Source organism: Enterobacter asburiae, assembly GCF_001521715.1.
Classification (GTDB): domain Bacteria; phylum Pseudomonadota; class Gammaproteobacteria; order Enterobacterales; family Enterobacteriaceae; genus Enterobacter; species Enterobacter asburiae.
In genome coordinates, this window is the sequence record NZ_CP011863.1 from 3681402 (window position 1) to 3699932 (window position 18531).

The 18531-nt window shown below is 54.7% G+C and carries 11 protein-coding genes, 4 tRNA genes, 3 rRNA genes, 1 pseudogene and 1 riboswitch; of the genes and pseudogenes, 17 read left to right on the forward strand and 2 right to left on the reverse strand.

Annotated elements, in window-relative coordinates:
- Nucleotides 1-76: 76 nt before the first annotated feature.
- A riboswitch (cobalamin riboswitch) is annotated at nt 77-252 on the forward strand.
- Between the two features lie 66 nt (nt 253-318).
- The 9 genes from btuB (at nt 319) to ACJ69_RS17820 (ending at nt 8685) form a co-directional block, all read left to right on the forward strand.
- Nucleotides 319-2166 (forward strand): TonB-dependent vitamin B12 receptor BtuB, encoded by a 1848-nt coding sequence (gene btuB / locus ACJ69_RS17775; RefSeq protein ID WP_059347428.1) that lies wholly within the window; start codon nt 319-321, stop codon nt 2164-2166.
- The gene (gene murI, locus ACJ69_RS17780) at nt 2111-2962 is read left to right on the forward strand and encodes a glutamate racemase (RefSeq protein WP_023309660.1); all 852 of its coding nucleotides are present in this window, start codon (nt 2111-2113) and stop codon (nt 2960-2962) included. The genes btuB and murI overlap by 56 nt, the downstream gene beginning before the upstream one ends.
- Before the next feature lie 381 nt (nt 2963-3343).
- Nucleotides 3344-4883: ribosomal RNA gene (locus ACJ69_RS17790) — 16S ribosomal RNA — on the forward strand.
- A 69-nt stretch (nt 4884-4952) separates the two neighbouring features.
- Nucleotides 4953-5029 (forward strand) — tRNA-Ile (locus ACJ69_RS17795).
- Nucleotides 5030-5071: 42 nt separating this feature from the next.
- Nucleotides 5072-5147 (forward strand) — tRNA-Ala (locus ACJ69_RS17800).
- A 181-nt stretch (nt 5148-5328) separates the two neighbouring features.
- Nucleotides 5329-8232, forward strand: a 23S ribosomal RNA gene (locus ACJ69_RS17805).
- 76 nt (nt 8233-8308) lie between these two features.
- Nucleotides 8309-8424: ribosomal RNA gene (gene rrf, locus ACJ69_RS17810) — 5S ribosomal RNA — on the forward strand.
- Together the 16S, 23S and 5S rRNA genes with 4 tRNA genes alongside form the textbook arrangement of a ribosomal RNA operon.
- A 55-nt stretch (nt 8425-8479) precedes the next feature.
- Nucleotides 8480-8556 (forward strand) — tRNA-Asp (locus tag ACJ69_RS17815).
- A gap of 53 nt (nt 8557-8609) precedes the next feature.
- Nucleotides 8610-8685, forward strand: a tRNA-Trp gene (locus tag ACJ69_RS17820).
- Between the two features lie 99 nt (nt 8686-8784).
- Here ACJ69_RS17820 and hdfR read toward each other — a convergent pair.
- Nucleotides 8785-9606: an HTH-type transcriptional regulator HdfR gene (gene hdfR, locus ACJ69_RS17825; RefSeq protein WP_059347429.1), complete on the reverse strand. Its 822-nt coding sequence runs from the start codon at nt 9604-9606 to the stop codon at nt 8785-8787.
- 118 nt (nt 9607-9724) lie between these two features.
- On the opposite strand from hdfR, the gene ACJ69_RS17830 reads away from it, so the two are divergent.
- Nucleotides 9725-10063, forward strand: coding sequence for a MaoP family protein (locus ACJ69_RS17830; RefSeq protein ID WP_023309658.1), 339 nt, complete (start codon nt 9725-9727; stop codon nt 10061-10063).
- A 29-nt stretch (nt 10064-10092) separates the two neighbouring features.
- Here ACJ69_RS17830 and ACJ69_RS17835 read toward each other — a convergent pair whose 3' ends face one another.
- Complete coding sequence (locus tag ACJ69_RS17835; RefSeq protein WP_054829705.1) at nt 10093-11613, reverse strand: YifB family Mg chelatase-like AAA ATPase; 1521 nt, start codon at nt 11611-11613, stop codon at nt 10093-10095.
- A 341-nt stretch (nt 11614-11954) separates the two neighbouring features.
- Between ACJ69_RS17835 and ilvL the strand changes: the two genes are divergently transcribed.
- The 7 genes and pseudogenes from ilvL to ilvA all read left to right on the forward strand — a co-directional run bounded on the left by ilvL (nt 11955) and on the right by ilvA (nt 18504).
- A complete protein-coding gene (gene ilvL / locus ACJ69_RS24465) occupies nt 11955-12053 on the forward strand; it encodes an ilv operon leader peptide (protein WP_001311244.1) in 99 nt (32 codons plus the stop codon).
- An 86-nt stretch (nt 12054-12139) separates the two neighbouring features.
- Entirely contained in the window at nt 12140-12190 is a 51-nt protein-coding gene (gene ilvX / locus ACJ69_RS25585) for a peptide IlvX (protein ID WP_166792073.1), read from the forward strand.
- Between the two features lie 2 nt (nt 12191-12192).
- Nucleotides 12193-13839: an acetolactate synthase 2 catalytic subunit gene (gene ilvG, locus ACJ69_RS17840; RefSeq protein WP_059347431.1), complete on the forward strand. Its 1647-nt coding sequence runs from the start codon at nt 12193-12195 to the stop codon at nt 13837-13839.
- Complete coding sequence (gene ilvM, locus ACJ69_RS17845; RefSeq protein WP_003860184.1) at nt 13836-14099, forward strand: acetolactate synthase 2 small subunit; 264 nt, start codon at nt 13836-13838, stop codon at nt 14097-14099. The genes ilvG and ilvM overlap by 4 nt, the downstream gene beginning before the upstream one ends.
- 18 nt (nt 14100-14117) lie before the next feature.
- Nucleotides 14118-15047, forward strand: coding sequence for a branched-chain-amino-acid transaminase (ilvE, locus tag ACJ69_RS17850; RefSeq protein ID WP_023326297.1), 930 nt, complete (start codon nt 14118-14120; stop codon nt 15045-15047).
- A gap of 60 nt (nt 15048-15107) precedes the next feature.
- Nucleotides 15108-16958: a dihydroxy-acid dehydratase gene (gene ilvD, locus ACJ69_RS17855; RefSeq protein ID WP_059347432.1), complete on the forward strand. Its 1851-nt coding sequence runs from the start codon at nt 15108-15110 to the stop codon at nt 16956-16958.
- 2 nt (nt 16959-16960) lie between these two features.
- Nucleotides 16961-18504 (forward strand): annotated as a pseudogene (gene ilvA / locus ACJ69_RS17860) (threonine ammonia-lyase, biosynthetic).
- Nucleotides 18505-18531 lie beyond the last annotated feature (27 nt).

An 18531-nucleotide genomic window follows, 5' to 3' on the forward strand; every position in this document is an offset into this window, starting at 1 on the left:
CGGGGATTGTAGGCATTGTTCAGGGGATGTCCAGATTTAATGGGCAATAGCTGTCTGGACATCCATACGTGTCTAATTGTAGCATTCTGTTTCCGGTCTCCTGAGAGTGAAAAGGGAATCCAGTGTAAATCTGGAGCTGACGCGCAGCGGTAAAGTCTGGCGGGATGAGCGTTGTAGACACTGTGAAAATGGGAAGTCTTCATCCTTATATAGCCACCTAGCCCGAAGACCTGCCGGGATCACGTCGCATTTGGTTTCATCATCGCGTGCTATCGATGAGGCCTGCGGCATCCTTCTTATATTGTGGATGCTTTAACAATGATTAAAAAAGTATCGCTGTTGACGGCGTTGTCCGTCACGGCATTTTCGGGCTGGGCGCAGGATAGCGCCGACTCGTTGGTGGTGACGGCAAATCGTTTTGAACAACCTGAAAAAACTATTCTGGCTGCAACCTCCGTTGTTACGCGTGCCGATATTGACCGTTGGCAATCAACCTCAGTCCTGGATGTTATGCGTCGCCTGCCTGGCGTGGATACGGCGCAAAGTGGTGGGATGGGGCAACTCTCTTCTCTCTTTATACGTGGCACCAACTCCAGCCACGTCCTGATCCTTGTTGATGGGATCCGCCTTAACCAGGCGGGCGTCACGGGGTCATCCGATCTCAGCCAGTTCCCGATCTCCCTGGTGCAGCGTATCGAATATGTTCGTGGACCGCGTTCGGCGGTATACGGCTCGGACGCGATCGGCGGAGTCGTAAACATTATTACCACTCGCGCGAAGGACGGTACCACGCTGAACGCAGGTGCAGGGTCGCATGGTTATCAGAATTATGGCGGCAGTACTCAGCAAACATTGGGCGACAGCACGCGCGTCACGCTTGCGGGTGATTACACCTATACCAAAGGGTTTGATGTGGTTGCGGACGGCAACAATGGTGGCCTTGCCCAGACCGATCGCGACGGCTTTATGAATAAAACGCTCTATGGTGCAGTGGATCACGCATTCTCGGAGCAGTGGAGCGGATTTGTTCGCGGCTTTGGCTATAGCAACCGTACTGCCTACGACGGTTACTACAGTTCATTTACCCCTGACGTACTGGTCGATACCCGCCAGCTCTATAGTCAGACCTGGGATGCAGGATTGCGCTTCAACGATGACATCTTCCATTCACAGCTGCTCACCAGCTATAGCCACAGCAAGGACTATAACTACGACCCAAATTTAGGCCGCTACGATTCAACAGCCACGTTGGATGAAATCAAACAGTACAACGTCCAGTGGCTGAACTCCGTTGACGTTGGCCATGGGAACATTGGCGCGGGCGTTGACTGGCAGAAGCAGAGCACCGAGCCGGGTACAAACTACGTGACCAGCGGCTACGACCTGCGTAACACCGGCGTTTACCTGACCGGGTTGCAGCAGTTTGGTGACTTCACTCTGGAAGGAGCGGTTCGCAGCGATGACAACTCTCAGTTCGGTCGCCATGGCACCTGGCAAAGTAGTGCGGCCTGGGAGTTCGTGGAGGGTTACCGCTTCGTTGCTTCTTATGGTACGGCCTATAAAGCACCGAATCTGGGTCAACTCTATGGTTTCTATGGCAATGACCATCTTGATCCCGAAGAGAGCAAGCAGTGGGAAGGTGCGTTTGAAGGCCTGACAGCGGGCGTGAGCTGGCGCGTCTCTGGCTACCGTAATGACGTTGATAATCTCATCGACTTCAATAATAACCTCCAGCAATATTACAACGTCGGTAAAGCGCGCATTAAAGGTGTTGAAGCGACAGCATCATTTGATACGGGCCCGTTGACGCATACTGTAGGCTACGACTATGTGGATGCCCGCAATGCCGCAACCAACGAACTTCTGGACCGTCGTGCTAAGCAGCAGGTGAAATATCAGCTCGACACTCAGATCTATGATTTCGACTGGAGCCTGACTTATCACTATCTCGGTACGCGTTATGACACCGATTTTGGTACTTATCCGTCTGAGAAAGTAAAAATGGGCGGTGTAAGCCTGTGGGATGTCGCAGTTTCGTATCCTGTCACCTCACATCTCACCGTTCGTGGTAAAATAGCCAACCTGTTCGATAAAGATTACGAGACAGTTTATGGCTACCAAACTGCAGGACGGGAATACACCTTGTCTGGCAGCTACACCTTCTAATCCGCGTCCCACCGTGCTGGTGTTTGATTCCGGCGTCGGTGGGCTTTCGGTCTATGATGAGATTCGGCATCTCCTGCCGGATCTCCATTACATCTACGCCTTCGATAACGTCGCTTTCCCGTATGGGGAAAAGAGCGAAGATTTTATTGTTGAGCGTGTGGTTGAAATCGTCACCGCGGTACAAAAGCGCTATCCCCTTGCGCTGGCCGTCATTGCCTGTAATACGGCGAGCACCGTTTCTCTTCCCGCCCTGCGTGAAAAATTCCAGTTCCCGGTTGTGGGCGTTGTTCCTGCGATAAAGCCTGCCGCACGCCTGACGGCGAACGGCATTGTGGGTTTGCTGGCAACGCGAGGCACGGTAAAGCGTCCTTATACCCGCGAGCTGATCGACCGTTTTGCTAACGAATGCCAGATTGCGATGCTGGGTTCGGCTGAGCTGGTGGAGATGGCTGAAGCGAAGCTGCATGGAAAAGCGGTATCACTCGACGAGCTGCGTCGTATTCTTCGTCCGTGGCTGCGGATGCCCGAACCTCCGGATACCGTTGTGCTGGGCTGCACCCACTTCCCGCTATTACAGGAAGAGCTATTAGAGGTGTTGCCGGAGGGGACGCGCCTGGTGGATTCCGGCGCGGCTATCGCCCGTCGCACGGCCTGGCTGCTGGAGCATGAAGCGCCGGATGCGAAATCTACCGATGCGAATATCGCGTTTTGTATGGCCATCACGAAAGAGACTGAGCAACTTTTACCCGTTTTACGCCGTTATGGCTTTGAAACGCTCGAAAAACTGGCGCTGTAGCACGGTTTTGAGCAAAAAAGAGACGGTTGAAAGTTTTTTTTAAAAGAGGGGTTGTCAACGTCTGAGAACTCCCTATAATGCGCCTCCACTGACACGGAACAACGGCTTACAGGCCGCCGGGTTAGCGGGGTTCAGAGATGAACGCCGGCAGAGAAAAGCAAAAATAATCGCTTGACTCTGAATGAGGAAAACGTAATATACGGGACCTCGCAACGGTGAGCGAAAGCCGCGTTGCACTGCTCTTTAACAATTTATCAGACAATCTGTGTGGGCACTCAAAGTGACATGGATTCTTAACGTCGCAAGACGAAAAATGAATACCAAGTCTCTGAGTGAACATACGTAATTCATTACGAAGTTTAATTCACGAGCATCAAACTTAAATTGAAGAGTTTGATCATGGCTCAGATTGAACGCTGGCGGCAGGCCTAACACATGCAAGTCGAGCGGTAACACAGGGAGCTTGCTCCTGGGTGACGAGCGGCGGACGGGTGAGTAATGTCTGGGAAACTGCCTGATGGAGGGGGATAACTACTGGAAACGGTAGCTAATACCGCATAACGTCGCAAGACCAAAGAGGGGGACCTTCGGGCCTCTTGCCATCAGATGTGCCCAGATGGGATTAGCTAGTAGGTGGGGTAACAGCTCACCTAGGCGACGATCCCTAGCTGGTCTGAGAGGATGACCAGCCACACTGGAACTGAGACACGGTCCAGACTCCTACGGGAGGCAGCAGTGGGGAATATTGCACAATGGGCGCAAGCCTGATGCAGCCATGCCGCGTGTATGAAGAAGGCCTTCGGGTTGTAAAGTACTTTCAGCGGGGAGGAAGGCGATAAGGTTAATAACCTTGTCGATTGACGTTACCCGCAGAAGAAGCACCGGCTAACTCCGTGCCAGCAGCCGCGGTAATACGGAGGGTGCAAGCGTTAATCGGAATTACTGGGCGTAAAGCGCACGCAGGCGGTCTGTCAAGTCGGATGTGAAATCCCCGGGCTCAACCTGGGAACTGCATTCGAAACTGGCAGGCTAGAGTCTTGTAGAGGGGGGTAGAATTCCAGGTGTAGCGGTGAAATGCGTAGAGATCTGGAGGAATACCGGTGGCGAAGGCGGCCCCCTGGACAAAGACTGACGCTCAGGTGCGAAAGCGTGGGGAGCAAACAGGATTAGATACCCTGGTAGTCCACGCCGTAAACGATGTCGACTTGGAGGTTGTGCCCTTGAGGCGTGGCTTCCGGAGCTAACGCGTTAAGTCGACCGCCTGGGGAGTACGGCCGCAAGGTTAAAACTCAAATGAATTGACGGGGGCCCGCACAAGCGGTGGAGCATGTGGTTTAATTCGATGCAACGCGAAGAACCTTACCTACTCTTGACATCCAGAGAACTTTCCAGAGATGGATTGGTGCCTTCGGGAACTCTGAGACAGGTGCTGCATGGCTGTCGTCAGCTCGTGTTGTGAAATGTTGGGTTAAGTCCCGCAACGAGCGCAACCCTTATCCTTTGTTGCCAGCGGTTCGGCCGGGAACTCAAAGGAGACTGCCAGTGATAAACTGGAGGAAGGTGGGGATGACGTCAAGTCATCATGGCCCTTACGAGTAGGGCTACACACGTGCTACAATGGCGCATACAAAGAGAAGCGACCTCGCGAGAGCAAGCGGACCTCATAAAGTGCGTCGTAGTCCGGATTGGAGTCTGCAACTCGACTCCATGAAGTCGGAATCGCTAGTAATCGTAGATCAGAATGCTACGGTGAATACGTTCCCGGGCCTTGTACACACCGCCCGTCACACCATGGGAGTGGGTTGCAAAAGAAGTAGGTAGCTTAACCTTCGGGAGGGCGCTTACCACTTTGTGATTCATGACTGGGGTGAAGTCGTAACAAGGTAACCGTAGGGGAACCTGCGGTTGGATCACCTCCTTACCTTAAAGAATCTGCCTTTGTAGTGCTCACACAGATTGTCTGATGAAAAACAGCAGTAAAAATCTCTGCAGGCTTGTAGCTCAGGTGGTTAGAGCGCACCCCTGATAAGGGTGAGGTCGGTGGTTCAAGTCCACTCAGGCCTACCAAACTCCTTTTAAAGGATGAGCGGTACAGAGATTACACACGATGGGGCTATAGCTCAGCTGGGAGAGCGCCTGCTTTGCACGCAGGAGGTCTGCGGTTCGATCCCGCATAGCTCCACCATCTTTTACTGCGAACACAAGAAAACTTCAGAGTGAACCTGAAAAGGTGCACTGCGAAGTTTTGCTCTTTAAAAATCTGGATCAAGCTGAAAATTGAAACGACACATCTTTAATGGTGTGTTCGAGTCTCTCAAATTTTCGCAAGTCGATGGTGAATCGAAAGAAACATCTTCGGGTTGTGAGGTTAAGCGACTAAGCGTACACGGTGGATGCCCTGGCAGTCAGAGGCGATGAAGGACGTGCTAATCTGCGAAAAGCGCCGGCGAGGTGATATGAACCTTTGACCCGGCGATGTCCGAATGGGGAAACCCAGTGTGATTCGTCACACTATCGTTAACTGAATACATAGGTTAACGAGGCGAACCGGGGGAACTGAAACATCTAAGTACCCCGAGGAAAAGAAATCAACCGAGATTCCCCCAGTAGCGGCGAGCGAACGGGGAGCAGCCCAGAGTCTGAATCAGCTTGTGTGTTAGTGGAACGGTCTGGAAAGTCCGGCGATACAGGGTGACAGCCCCGTACACGAAAGCACACAGGTTGTGAACTCGAAGAGTAGGGCGGGACACGTGGTATCCTGTCTGAATATGGGGGGACCATCCTCCAAGGCTAAATACTCCTGACTGACCGATAGTGAACCAGTACCGTGAGGGAAAGGCGAAAAGAACCCCGGCGAGGGGAGTGAAAAAGAACCTGAAACCGTGTACGTACAAGCAGTGGGAGCACCTTCGTGGTGTGACTGCGTACCTTTTGTATAATGGGTCAGCGACTTATATTCTGTAGCAAGGTTAACCGTATAGGGGAGCCGAAGGGAAACCGAGTCTTAACTGGGCGTTAAGTTGCAGGGTATAGACCCGAAACCCGGTGATCTAGCCATGGGCAGGTTGAAGGTTGGGTAACACTAACTGGAGGACCGAACCGACTAATGTTGAAAAATTAGCGGATGACTTGTGGCTGGGGGTGAAAGGCCAATCAAACCGGGAGATAGCTGGTTCTCCCCGAAAGCTATTTAGGTAGCGCCTCGTGAACTCATCTTCGGGGGTAGAGCACTGTTTCGGCTAGGGGGCCATCCCGGCTTACCAACCCGATGCAAACTACGAATACCGAAGAATGTTATCACGGGAGACACACGGCGGGTGCTAACGTCCGTCGTGAAGAGGGAAACAACCCAGACCGCCAGCTAAGGTCCCAAAGTCATGGTTAAGTGGGAAACGATGTGGGAAGGCACAGACAGCCAGGATGTTGGCTTAGAAGCAGCCATCATTTAAAGAAAGCGTAATAGCTCACTGGTCGAGTCGGCCTGCGCGGAAGATGTAACGGGGCTAAACCATGCACCGAAGCTGCGGCAGCGACGCTTATGCGTTGTTGGGTAGGGGAGCGTTCTGTAAGCCGTTGAAGGTGTGCTGTGAGGCATGCTGGAGGTATCAGAAGTGCGAATGCTGACATAAGTAACGATAAAGCGGGTGAAAAGCCCGCTCGCCGGAAGACCAAGGGTTCCTGTCCAACGTTAATCGGGGCAGGGTGAGTCGACCCCTAAGGCGAGGCCGAAAGGCGTAGTCGATGGGAAACAGGTTAATATTCCTGTACTTGGTGTTACTGCGAAGGGGGGACGGAGAAGGCTATGTTAGCCGGGCGACGGTTGTCCCGGTTTAAGCATGTAGGCGGAGGTTCCAGGTAAATCCGGTACCTTTTAACGCTGAGGTGTGATGACGAGGCACTACGGTGCTGAAGTAACAAATGCCCTGCTTCCAGGAAAAGCCTCTAAGCATCAGGTAACATCAAATCGTACCCCAAACCGACACAGGTGGTCAGGTAGAGAATACCAAGGCGCTTGAGAGAACTCGGGTGAAGGAACTAGGCAAAATGGTGCCGTAACTTCGGGAGAAGGCACGCTGATATGTAGGTGAAGCCCCTGCGGGTGGAGCTGAAATCAGTCGAAGATACCAGCTGGCTGCAACTGTTTATTAAAAACACAGCACTGTGCAAACACGAAAGTGGACGTATACGGTGTGACGCCTGCCCGGTGCCGGAAGGTTAATTGATGGGGTTAGCGGCAACGCGAAGCTCTTGATCGAAGCCCCGGTAAACGGCGGCCGTAACTATAACGGTCCTAAGGTAGCGAAATTCCTTGTCGGGTAAGTTCCGACCTGCACGAATGGCGTAATGATGGCCAGGCTGTCTCCACCCGAGACTCAGTGAAATTGAACTCGCTGTGAAGATGCAGTGTACCCGCGGCAAGACGGAAAGACCCCGTGAACCTTTACTATAGCTTGACACTGAACACTGGTCCTTGATGTGTAGGATAGGTGGGAGGCTTTGAAGCGTGGACGCCAGTCTGCGTGGAGCCAACCTTGAAATACCACCCTTTAATGGCTGGTGTTCTAACGTAGACCCGTAATCCGGGTTGCGGACAGTGTCTGGTGGGTAGTTTGACTGGGGCGGTCTCCTCCCAAAGAGTAACGGAGGAGCACGAAGGTTAGCTAATCCTGGTCGGACATCAGGAGGTTAGTGCAATGGCATAAGCTAGCTTGACTGCGAGAGTGACGGCTCGAGCAGGTGCGAAAGCAGGTCATAGTGATCCGGTGGTTCTGAATGGAAGGGCCATCGCTCAACGGATAAAAGGTACTCCGGGGATAACAGGCTGATACCGCCCAAGAGTTCATATCGACGGCGGTGTTTGGCACCTCGATGTCGGCTCATCACATCCTGGGGCTGAAGTAGGTCCCAAGGGTATGGCTGTTCGCCATTTAAAGTGGTACGCGAGCTGGGTTTAGAACGTCGTGAGACAGTTCGGTCCCTATCTGCCGTGGGCGCTGGAGAATTGAGGGGGCTGCTCCTAGTACGAGAGGACCGGAGTGGACGCATCACTGGTGTTCGGGTTGTCATGCCAATGGCACTGCCCGGTAGCTAAATGCGGAAAAGATAAGTGCTGAAAGCATCTAAGCACGAAACTTGCCCCGAGATGAGTTCTCCCTGACCCTTTAAGGGTCCTGAAGGAACGTTGAAGACTACGACGTTGATAGGTCGGGTGTGTAAGCGCAGCGATGCGTTGAGCTAACCGATACTAATGAACCGTGAGGCTTAACCTTACAACGCCGAAGCTGTTTCGGCGGACGAGAGACAGACAATCAAATTTCAGCTTTGATACAGATTTAACAGAATTTGCCTGGCGGCTTTAGCGCGGTGGTCCCACCTGACCCCATGCCGAACTCAGAAGTGAAACGCCGTAGCGCCGATGGTAGTGTGGGGTCTCCCCATGTGAGAGTAGGGAACTGCCAGGCATCAAATTAAGTAGTAAGCCGGTGCATAAATCCGGTGGTTACAGCAGTCTTCGGTGGAGCGGTAGTTCAGTCGGTTAGAATACCTGCCTGTCACGCAGGGGGTCGCGGGTTCGAGTCCCGTCCGTTCCGCCACTTATTAAGACATTAAGCCTGCCTTGTTGGCAGGCTTAATGGCAAAAAACTTTAGGGGCGTAGCTCAGTTGGTAGAGCACCGGTCTCCAAAACCGGGTGTCGCGAGTTCGAGTCTCTCCGCCCCTGCCATATAGAATCCTTTGCTTCGGCAAAGGATTTTTTTTTGCCTGAAACACTGCAGAAAATTCTCTTCTTAATTTTCAGCCAGCATCCCTGCTGGCTGATGCATCAATCCATTACATTGATTTTTAACAGATCTTTTATCTGAGATTGCTTATCACTGTTTTGCAGCCAAATTGCATACAGCGGCCTGGTAAGCGTGGTGGAATCCAGTACGGTGTGCAGCCCTGCTTTAGCATCTGCCCAGCAAACAGGTAACCAGGTACAACCTTTCAGCAGGGACAGCTGCTGACAGGCGATCTCTGCCGAGCTGGTCGTTAACTGCGGAACATCATCAGGTGCAATCAGTCCCGTCTCGTGCTGCTGAAAATCCGGTCCCCATTCCAGGCGTAAATAGGTCAGGTCTGCCTTCATCATCGAAGGTTCAGACGCATAAAGCGCCAGGCCAAACTGGCCCACAATCTGGCTGCTAAATTCGTCCATCTTGGGGGCTTCGGTTGTGATCAGAAGATCAAGCTGGCGCTCATGAAGTTGCTTAACCAGCGACTGCCGCTGTGCAATCCTGGCTTCAAATTGCAGGTGCCCGTGTGAGTGATATAGCCGGGTAAGCCACTGACTTAGCATGCATTCCCACAGAGAAGCGCTGGCCCCTATCGAAAATTCATTATGTCTTGAAGTATGTGCGACCTCTTTACGTGCCGCCTGCCAGGTATTCATCAGCGTTTCTGCGTACGGCAGCAGTTTCTCGCCGGCTGGCGTTAAGCGAATATTGTTGCGATGGCGGGTAAAAAGATTCACACCCAATTGATTTTCCAGCTGTCGAATACGAAAACTGACTGCTGACTGCGTCAGGTAAAGGGCTTCAGCTGCTCGCCCAAAGTGACGTGTTCTGCTCACTTCAAGGAAAGTTTTAAGCAATTCCGTATCCACATCTTTCTCCGCAAAATTATTTGTCGTTATGATTTAAATGTTTTGTTTTACACTCTGTCAAGCGTAACTAATACTCCGCGCCATAAATAGCTCGGCCAAAGAATTAGGAGCGTGTAGGATGGCGGAAAGCTTTACGACGACTAATCGTTTTTTCGACAATAAACATTATCCGCGCGGGTTCTCTCGTCACGGCGATTTCACCATCAAAGAAGCTCAACTGCTTGAGCGCCATGGTTATGCCTTTAACGAGCTGGATCTTGGTAAGCGTGAACCTGCAACCGAAGACGAAAAACAGTTTGTTTCTGTTTGCCGTGGTGAGCGTGAGCCGGAGTCTGAAGCGGAACGTGTATGGATCAAATACATGGCGCGCATTAAGCGTCCAAAACGCTTCCATACGCTTTCTGGCGGCAAGCCGCAGATGGAAGGTGCAGAAGACTACACCGAGTCTGATGACTAAATGAAAAGAAGGGGCTACGGCCCCTTTTTTTATGCCAGCAATTTCTGCAAATGCAGCAGCAAACGATCGATAGCGCGGTAGCTCAGCGCCTCCTGCAAATGCTTTCTCTCAATGTCAGTGCATCCCTCCACGTCAGCAATAGTTCTGGCCACCTTCAGCAAACGTTGCCACGCACGTATGGACAGCCCGAACCGCGTTAACGTATCTTCCAGCCATCCCGCATCTTCAACGTTAAGAGAACAAAACTGCCGAATCCCGGCATTATCCAGCCGTGCATTCAGTTTGTTCTGGCGAGCGTACTGCCGCGTCTGGGCTGCAATCACCCGCTCGCGTACCTCCGCTGAGCTTTCACCCGTTATGCCCGTTTGCCTGAGCAGACCCGGCGGGGGAAGGGGGATTTCGAGGGATAAATCGAAACGGTCGAGGAACGGGCCGGATAACTTACCCAGATAGCGCAACGTCTGCTCTGGCGTACAGCGGTTATGGTTGCCCTGGTAGTGACCCGTCGGGCTGGGATTCATCGCCGCGATTAACTGAAACTGCGCGGGATAGCTTATTTTCGCTCGCGTGCGTGAGATATGTATCTCACCGGATTCAATGGGTTCCCTTAGTGCATCCAGCACGCGGCGCTCAAACTCAGGCAGCTCATCGAGAAACAGAATGCCATTGTGTGCCAGCGAGATCTCACCTGGCCCGGGGATAGACCCGCCGCCAACCATTGCCGTCAATGAAGCGCTATGATGCGGCGAACGAAAAGGACGGCGCCGCCACTGTTTTTGCAACGACGTCGAACTGATAAGGCTATATATGGCAGCACTTTCCAGCGCTTCATGATTATTGAGCGGTGGAAGCAACCCACTTAACCTGCTTGCCAGCATTGTTTTACCCGTACCCGGCGGGCCAATTAACAGAAGATTGTGTCCACCTGCCGCCGTAATCTCCAGCGCCCGTTTCCCTTGCTCCTGTCCCATAATCTCGCTGAGATCCTCTGGAGCATCCGCTATAGCATCATCGCACTCCTCCGGCTCGGACAGTTCATGACGCCCTTCCAGCCAGGCACAAACTTCCTGTAAATGCCCCGCGATGAGACACCCCTTCTCGGCGATAAGACTCACTTCTGATGCGTTTTCATTGGCGACAATGATTTGCCGTCCTGCTCGTATGGCTTCCAGCGCTCCCGATATCGCACCGGGAACGCCTCTTAACGCGCCTGTAAGCGCGAGTTCGCCAACGAACTCATACGAGCCTAGCCGTGTCGTATTAAGCTGCTCAGAAGCCGCGAGAAGGGCAATTGCGATAGGTAAATCGTATCGTCCCCCCTCTTTAGGCAGATCGGCGGGGGCAAGGTTGATGGTGATCTTCTTCGCGGGGAAGGTATAACCGCTATTTATTATTGCGCTGCGAACGCGATCCCTGGCCTCTTTAACCGTCGTTTCAGGTAACCCGACAAGCGTGAGTCCGGGTAGCCCATTGCTCAAATGAACCTCGACGGAAATAAGCGGTGCCTTTACCCCGAGAGCCGCACGCGTATAAACAACTGACAGTGACATTTGCACTACCTCCTGTGGTAACTATGCCAGCGCCTGTTTTGTCTGTTTAGCGTCATTTTGCGAATTTACGCCGCCTGTTCAGAGATTTTAAGCGCACAATGAAATCCTTGCATAACCGTGGAAGCCTCCTCGCAGAATGTAAAAAGCCCCGTTTTGACGCTTAAAACCGCAGTAAAAAAATGAAAAATATTCATTTTCTATTTTCCTCATATAAAACAACGATTTTAAGAAATATGATTTGCTGGCTAATCAAATGAGCCATAAATAAATCTTGTGTTTGTTTTGAATTCTGTGATAACTCTTTAGGTATTCCTTCGAACAAGATGCAGAAAGAACTGAAAATGACAGCCCTTCTACGAGTGATTAGCCTGGTCGTGATTAGCGTGGTGGTGATTATTATCCCACCGTGCGGGGCTGCACTTGGACGAGGAAAGGCTTAGAAATCAAGCCTTAACGAACTAAGACCCCCGCACCAAAAGGTCCGGGGGTTTTTTTATGACTAAAAAACGTAAATGAGGAGCAGAGAATGACGACTAGCACAAAATTCTGTTTCTCCCGATTTATGACGGGGAACTAACTATGAATGGGGCACAGTGGGTAGTACATGCGTTGCGCGCGCAGGGAGTCGAAACAGTATTCGGTTATCCGGGTGGCGCAATTATGCCGATTTACGATGCACTGTATGACGGCGGCGTGGAACATCTGTTGTGCCGACACGAGCAGGGCGCAGCGATGGCAGCCATCGGTTATGCCCGCGCGACCGGTAAAACCGGCGTGTGTATGGCGACTTCAGGCCCGGGCGCAACGAACCTGATCACCGGTCTGGCTGACGCGCTGCTGGATTCCGTTCCCGTTGTCGCCATCACCGGGCAGGTGGCGTCTCCGTTCATCGGTACTGATGCTTTCCAGGAAGTCGACGTCCTCGGTTTATCGCTGGCCTGCACCAAACACAGCTTCCTCGTTCAGTCTCTGGAAGAGCTGCCGCGCGTAATGGCAGAAGCGTTCGAAGTGGCAGGCTCCGGCCGTCCTGGTCCGGTTCTGGTCGATATCCCGAAAGATATCCAGGTGGCGCTCGGCGATCTGGAGCCGCACTTCTCTACCGTTGAAAGCGACGATGCTTTTCCGGAAGCGGAAGTTGAAGAGGCCCGTCAGATGCTGGCGCAGGCGAAACAGCCGATGCTGTACGTCGGCGGTGGCGTCGGCATGGCGCAGGCCGTTCCAGCCCTGCGCAAATTTATCGCAACAACGCAGATGCCAGCGACCTGCACGCTGAAAGGTCTCGGTGCTGTCGACGCGGATTACCCATACTATCTGGGCATGCTGGGGATGCACGGCACCAAAGCGGCAAACCTGGCGGTGCAGGAGTGCGATCTGCTCATCGCCGTAGGTGCCCGTTTTGACGACCGCGTCACCGGCAAGCTGAATACCTTTGCGCCGAACGCCAAAGTCATCCATATGGATATCGACCCGGCGGAGATGAACAAGCTGCGTCAGGCGCACGTTGCGCTGCAGGGCGATCTCAACGCGCTGTTACCGGCATTGCAGCAGCCGCTGGATATCAACGCATGGCGTCAGCACACCGCAGACATGCGCGCCGAGCACGCCTGGCGTTACGACCACCCCGGCGAGGCCATCTACGCGCCGCTGCTGTTAAAGCAGTTGTCCGACCGTAAACCGGATGACAGCGTCGTCACTACCGACGTAGGCCAGCACCAGATGTGGTCCGCGCAGCACATGACCTACACCCGCCCGGAAAATTTCATCACCTCCAGCGGCTTGGGTACCATGGGCTTCGGTCTGCCAGCCGCCGTTGGTGCGCAGGTTGCTCGCCCTAACGATACCGTTATCTGTATCTCCGGTGACGGCTCCTTCATGATGAACGTTCAGGAGCTCGGCACCGTTAAGCGCAAGCAGTTGCCGCTGAAAATCGTCTTGCTCGACAACCAGCGTTTAGGGATGGTTCGCCAGTGGCAGCAGCTGTTCTTCCAGGAGCGTTACAGCGAAACGACTCTCACCGATAACCCCGATTTCCTCACCCTGGCCAGCGCCTTTGGCATCCCTGGCCAGCACATCACCCGTAAAGATCAGGTTGAAGCGGCGCTCGACACCATGCTGAACAGCGATGGGCCTTACCTGCTTCATGTCTCAATCGACGAACTCGAGAACGTCTGGCCGTTGGTACCGCCTGGTGCCAGTAACTCACAAATGATGGAGAAATTATCATGATGCAGCATCAGGTCGCCGTACAGGCTCGCTTCAACCCGGAAACCTTAGAACGCGTTTTGCGTGTGGTGCGTCATCGTGGTTTTCAGATTTGCTCTATGAATATGGAAACGGCCACAGACGCCCAAAACATCAGTATCGAATTAACCGTTGCCAGCCCGCGGCCGGTCGACTTACTGTTTAGTCAGTTATCAAAGCTGGTAGACGTTGCCCATGTTGCCATCTGCCAGAGCACAACCACATCACAACAAATCCGCGCTTAAGCGTGACAGGACGAAAAAATGACGACAAAAAAAGCTGATTACATTTGGTTCAACGGTGAGATGGTTCGCTGGGAGGACGCGAAGGTCCACGTGATGTCCCACGCGCTGCACTACGGTACCTCCGTATTTGAAGGCATCCGCTGCTACGATTCTCACAAAGGGCCAGTGGTGTTCCGCCATCGCGAACACATGCAGCGTCTGCATGACTCAGCCAAAATTTATCGTTTCCCGGTTTCACAAAGCGTTGACGAGCTGATGGAGGCCTGTCGCGACGTGATCCGTAAAAACAACCTGACCAGCGCCTATATTCGTCCGCTGGTGTTCGTGGGCGACGTCGGCATGGGCGTGAACCCGCCGGCCGGTTATAACACCGATGTGATCATTGCCGCGTTCCCGTGGGGTGCTTATTTGGGTGCAGAGGCCCTGGAGCAGGGGATCGACGCAATGGTCTCTTCATGGAATCGCGTTGCGCCAAACACTATTCCGACCGCCGCGAAAGCAGGCGGTAACTACCTTTCTTCCCTGCTGGTCGGTAGCGAAGCGCGCCGCCACGGCTATCAGGAAGGTATCGCCCTGGACGTGAATGGCTACATCTCTGAAGGCGCGGGTGAAAACCTGTTTGAGGTGAAAGACGGTATCCTGTTCACGCCGCCGTTTACCTCGTCCGCGCTGCCGGGCATCACCCGCGACGCCATCATCAAGCTGGCGAAAGATCTGGGTATCGAAGTGCGCGAGCAGGTGCTGTCCCGCGAATCCCTGTATCTGGCCGATGAAGTGTTCATGTCCGGTACCGCGGCTGAAATCACGCCGGTGCGCAGCGTAGACGGTATCCAGGTGGGCGAAGGCCGCTGTGGCCCGGTCACCAAACGTATTCAGCAAGCGTTCTTTGGCCTCTTTACCGGCGAAACAGAAGATAAATACGGCTGGTTGGATCAGGTTAATCACTAAGCATAAATTTGGGACGGCACGCACCGTCCCATTAAATAGTCAGACGGGAGTAAATAAAGCATGCCTAAGTATCGTTCAGCCACCACCACCCACGGCCGTAATATGGCGGGTGCCCGCGCACTGTGGCGCGCCACCGGAATGACCGACGCCGATTTCGGCAAGCCGATTATCGCCGTAGTGAACTCCTTCACCCAGTTCGTACCGGGCCACGTGCACCTGCGCGATCTCGGTAAGCTGGTTGCCGAGCAAATCGAAGCCTCCGGCGGCGTGGCGAAAGAGTTCAACACCATTGCGGTGGATGACGGTATCGCGATGGGTCACGGGGGCATGCTCTATTCACTGCCGTCGCGCGAGCTGATCGCCGACTCGGTTGAGTACATGGTAAACGCCCACTGCGCCGATGCGATGGTCTGCATCTCCAACTGTGACAAAATCACCCCGGGGATGCTGATGGCCTCCCTGCGCCTGAATATTCCGGTGATCTTCGTCTCCGGCGGTCCAATGGAAGCGGGTAAAACCAAGCTCTCCGACAAAATCATCAAGCTCGACCTGGTTGATGCAATGATCCAGGGCGCGGACCCGAAAGTCTCTGACGAGCAGAGCGACCAGGTGGAACGCTCCGCGTGTCCGACCTGCGGCTCCTGTTCCGGGATGTTCACGGCGAACTCCATGAACTGCCTGACCGAAGCGCTGGGCCTCTCTCAGCCGGGTAACGGCTCGCTGCTGGCGACCCACGCCGACCGTAAGCAACTGTTCCTCAATGCCGGTAAGCGCATCGTTGAGCTGACCAAACGCTACTACGAGCAGGACGATGCCAGCGCTCTGCCGCGCAATATCGCCAGCAAAGCGGCGTTCGAAAACGCCATGACGCTGGATATCGCCATGGGCGGCTCCACCAACACCGTACTGCACCTGCTGGCCGCCGCGCAGGAAGCCGAAATCGACTTCACCATGAGCGACATCGACAAGCTGTCCCGCAAAGTGCCGCAGCTGTGTAAGGTCGCGCCGAGTACCCAGAAGTACCATATGGAAGACGTACACCGCGCGGGGGGCGTGCTGGGCATTCTGGGCGAGCTGGATCGCGCCGGGCTGCTGAACCGTGAAGTGAAAAACGTGCTCGGCCTGACGCTGCCTGAGTCGCTGGACCAGTACGACGTGATGCTGACCAAAGACGACGCGGTGAAAAAGATGTTCCGCGCTGGCCCTGCCGGCATCCGTACCACCCAGGCATTCTCGCAGGACTGTCGCTGGGATACCCTGGACGATGACCGCGCCGAAGGCTGCATCCGCTCGCTGGAGCACGCCTACAGCAAAGACGGCGGTCTGGCCGTGCTGTACGGTAACTTCGCGGAAAACGGCTGCATCGTGAAAACCGCAGGCGTGGACGACAGCATCCTGAAATTCACCGGTCCGGCGAAGGTATACGAAAGCCAGGATGAAGCGGTAGAGGCAATTCTCGGCGGCAAAGTGGTGGAAGGCGACGTGGTTGTCATTCGCTACGAAGGGCCGAAAGGCGGTCCCGGCATGCAGGAGATGCTCTACCCAACCACCTTCCTGAAATCCATGGGACTCGGTAAGGCGTGTGCGCTGATCACCGACGGGCGTTTCTCCGGCGGCACCTCCGGCCTCTCTATCGGCCATGTTTCCCCGGAAGCGGCAAGCGGCGGCAACATCGCCATCATCGAAGACGGCGATCTGATCGAAATCGACATTCCGAATCGCGGTATTCAGCTGAAGCTGAGTGACCAGGAAATTGCGGCCCGTCGTGAAGCGCAGGAAGCCCGCGGCGATAAAGCCTGGACGCCGAAAGACCGCCAGCGTGAAGTCTCCTTTGCCCTGCGCGCCTACGCGAGCCTTGCCACCAGTGCAGATAAAGGCGCGGTGCGCGATAAATCTAAACTTGGGGGCTAATGATGGCCGAGTCACAACCCTTATCCGCCGCCCCCGAGGGGCGGAATACCTGAGAGCGGTGCTGCGCGCGCCGGTCTATGAAGCCGTGCAGGTTACGCCCCTGCAGAAAATGGAAAAACTCTCTTCGCGCCTCGACAACGTCATTCTGGTCAAGCGCGAAGACCGTCAGCCGGTGCACAGCTTTAAGCTGCGCGGCGCCTACGCGATGATGGCCGGGCTGACCGATGAGCAGAAAGCACGCGGCGTGATTACCGCGTCTGCGGGCAACCACGCCCAGGGCGTTGCGTTCTCGTCTGCTCGTCTGGGGCTGAAGGCGCTGATCGTGATGCCGGTCGCTACCGCAGACATCAAAGTCGACGCGGTGCGCGGTTTCGGCGGCGAAGTTCTGCTCCACGGCGCCAACTTTGACGAAGCCAAAGCCAAAGCGATTGAGCTTGCGCAGCAGCAGGGTTTCACCTGGGTGCCGCCGTTCGACCACCCGATGGTGATTGCCGGGCAGGGCACGCTGGCGCTGGAACTGCTGCAGCAGGATGCCCATCTCGACCGCGTGTTTGTGCCGGTCGGCGGCGGTGGCCTGGCTGCGGGCGTCGCGGTGCTGATCAAACAGCTGATGCCGCAGATTAAAGTCATCGCCGTTGAAGCGGAAGACTCTGCCTGCCTCAAAGCGGCGCTGGATGCGGGTCATCCGGTGGACCTGCCGCGCGTCGGGCTGTTTGCCGAAGGCGTGGCGGTGAAGCGCATTGGGGATGAAACCTTCCGCCTGTGCCAGGAATATCTCGACGATATCGTCACGGTCGATAGCGACGCCATCTGCGCGGCGATGAAGGATCTGTTCGAGGATGTGCGTGCGGTGGCGGAACCTTCCGGCGCGCTGGCGCTGGCGGGGATGAAAAAATACATCGCCCAGCACAACATTCGCGGCGAGCGGCTGGCGCACGTGCTGTCTGGTGCCAACGTGAACTTCCACGGTCTGCGCTACGTTTCCGAGCGCTGCGAGCTGGGTGAACAGCGGGAAGCGCTGCTGGCGGTGACGATTCCGGAAGAGAAGGGCAGCTTCCTGAAGTTCTGCCAGCTGCTGGGCGGCCGTTCGGTGACGGAGTTCAACTACCGTTTTGCCGATGCCAAAGACGCCTGCATTTTTGTCGGCGTGCGTCTGAGCCGCGGCGTGGAGGAGCGCAAAGAGATCCTCAACCTGCTGCATGAGGGCGGCTACAGCGTGGTCGATCTCTCTGATGACGAGATGGCGAAGCTGCACGTGCGCTATATGGTCGGCGGGCGTCCATCGAAGCCGCTCAAGGAACGTCTGTTTAGCTTCGAGTTCCCGGAATCACCGGGCGCGTTGCTCAAGTTCCTGCACACGCTGGGCACGCACTGGAACATTTCCCTGTTCCACTACCGTAGCCACGGCACCGACTACGGCCGCGTGCTGGCGGCGTTCGAACTGGGCGAGCACGAGCCGGATTTCGAAACGCGGCTGAACGAGCTGGGCTATGAGTGCCACGACGAAACCCATAACCCGGCCTTCCGCTTCTTCCTCGCGGGCTAAGGGCTGAGCGGCATGTAGGCCGGGTAA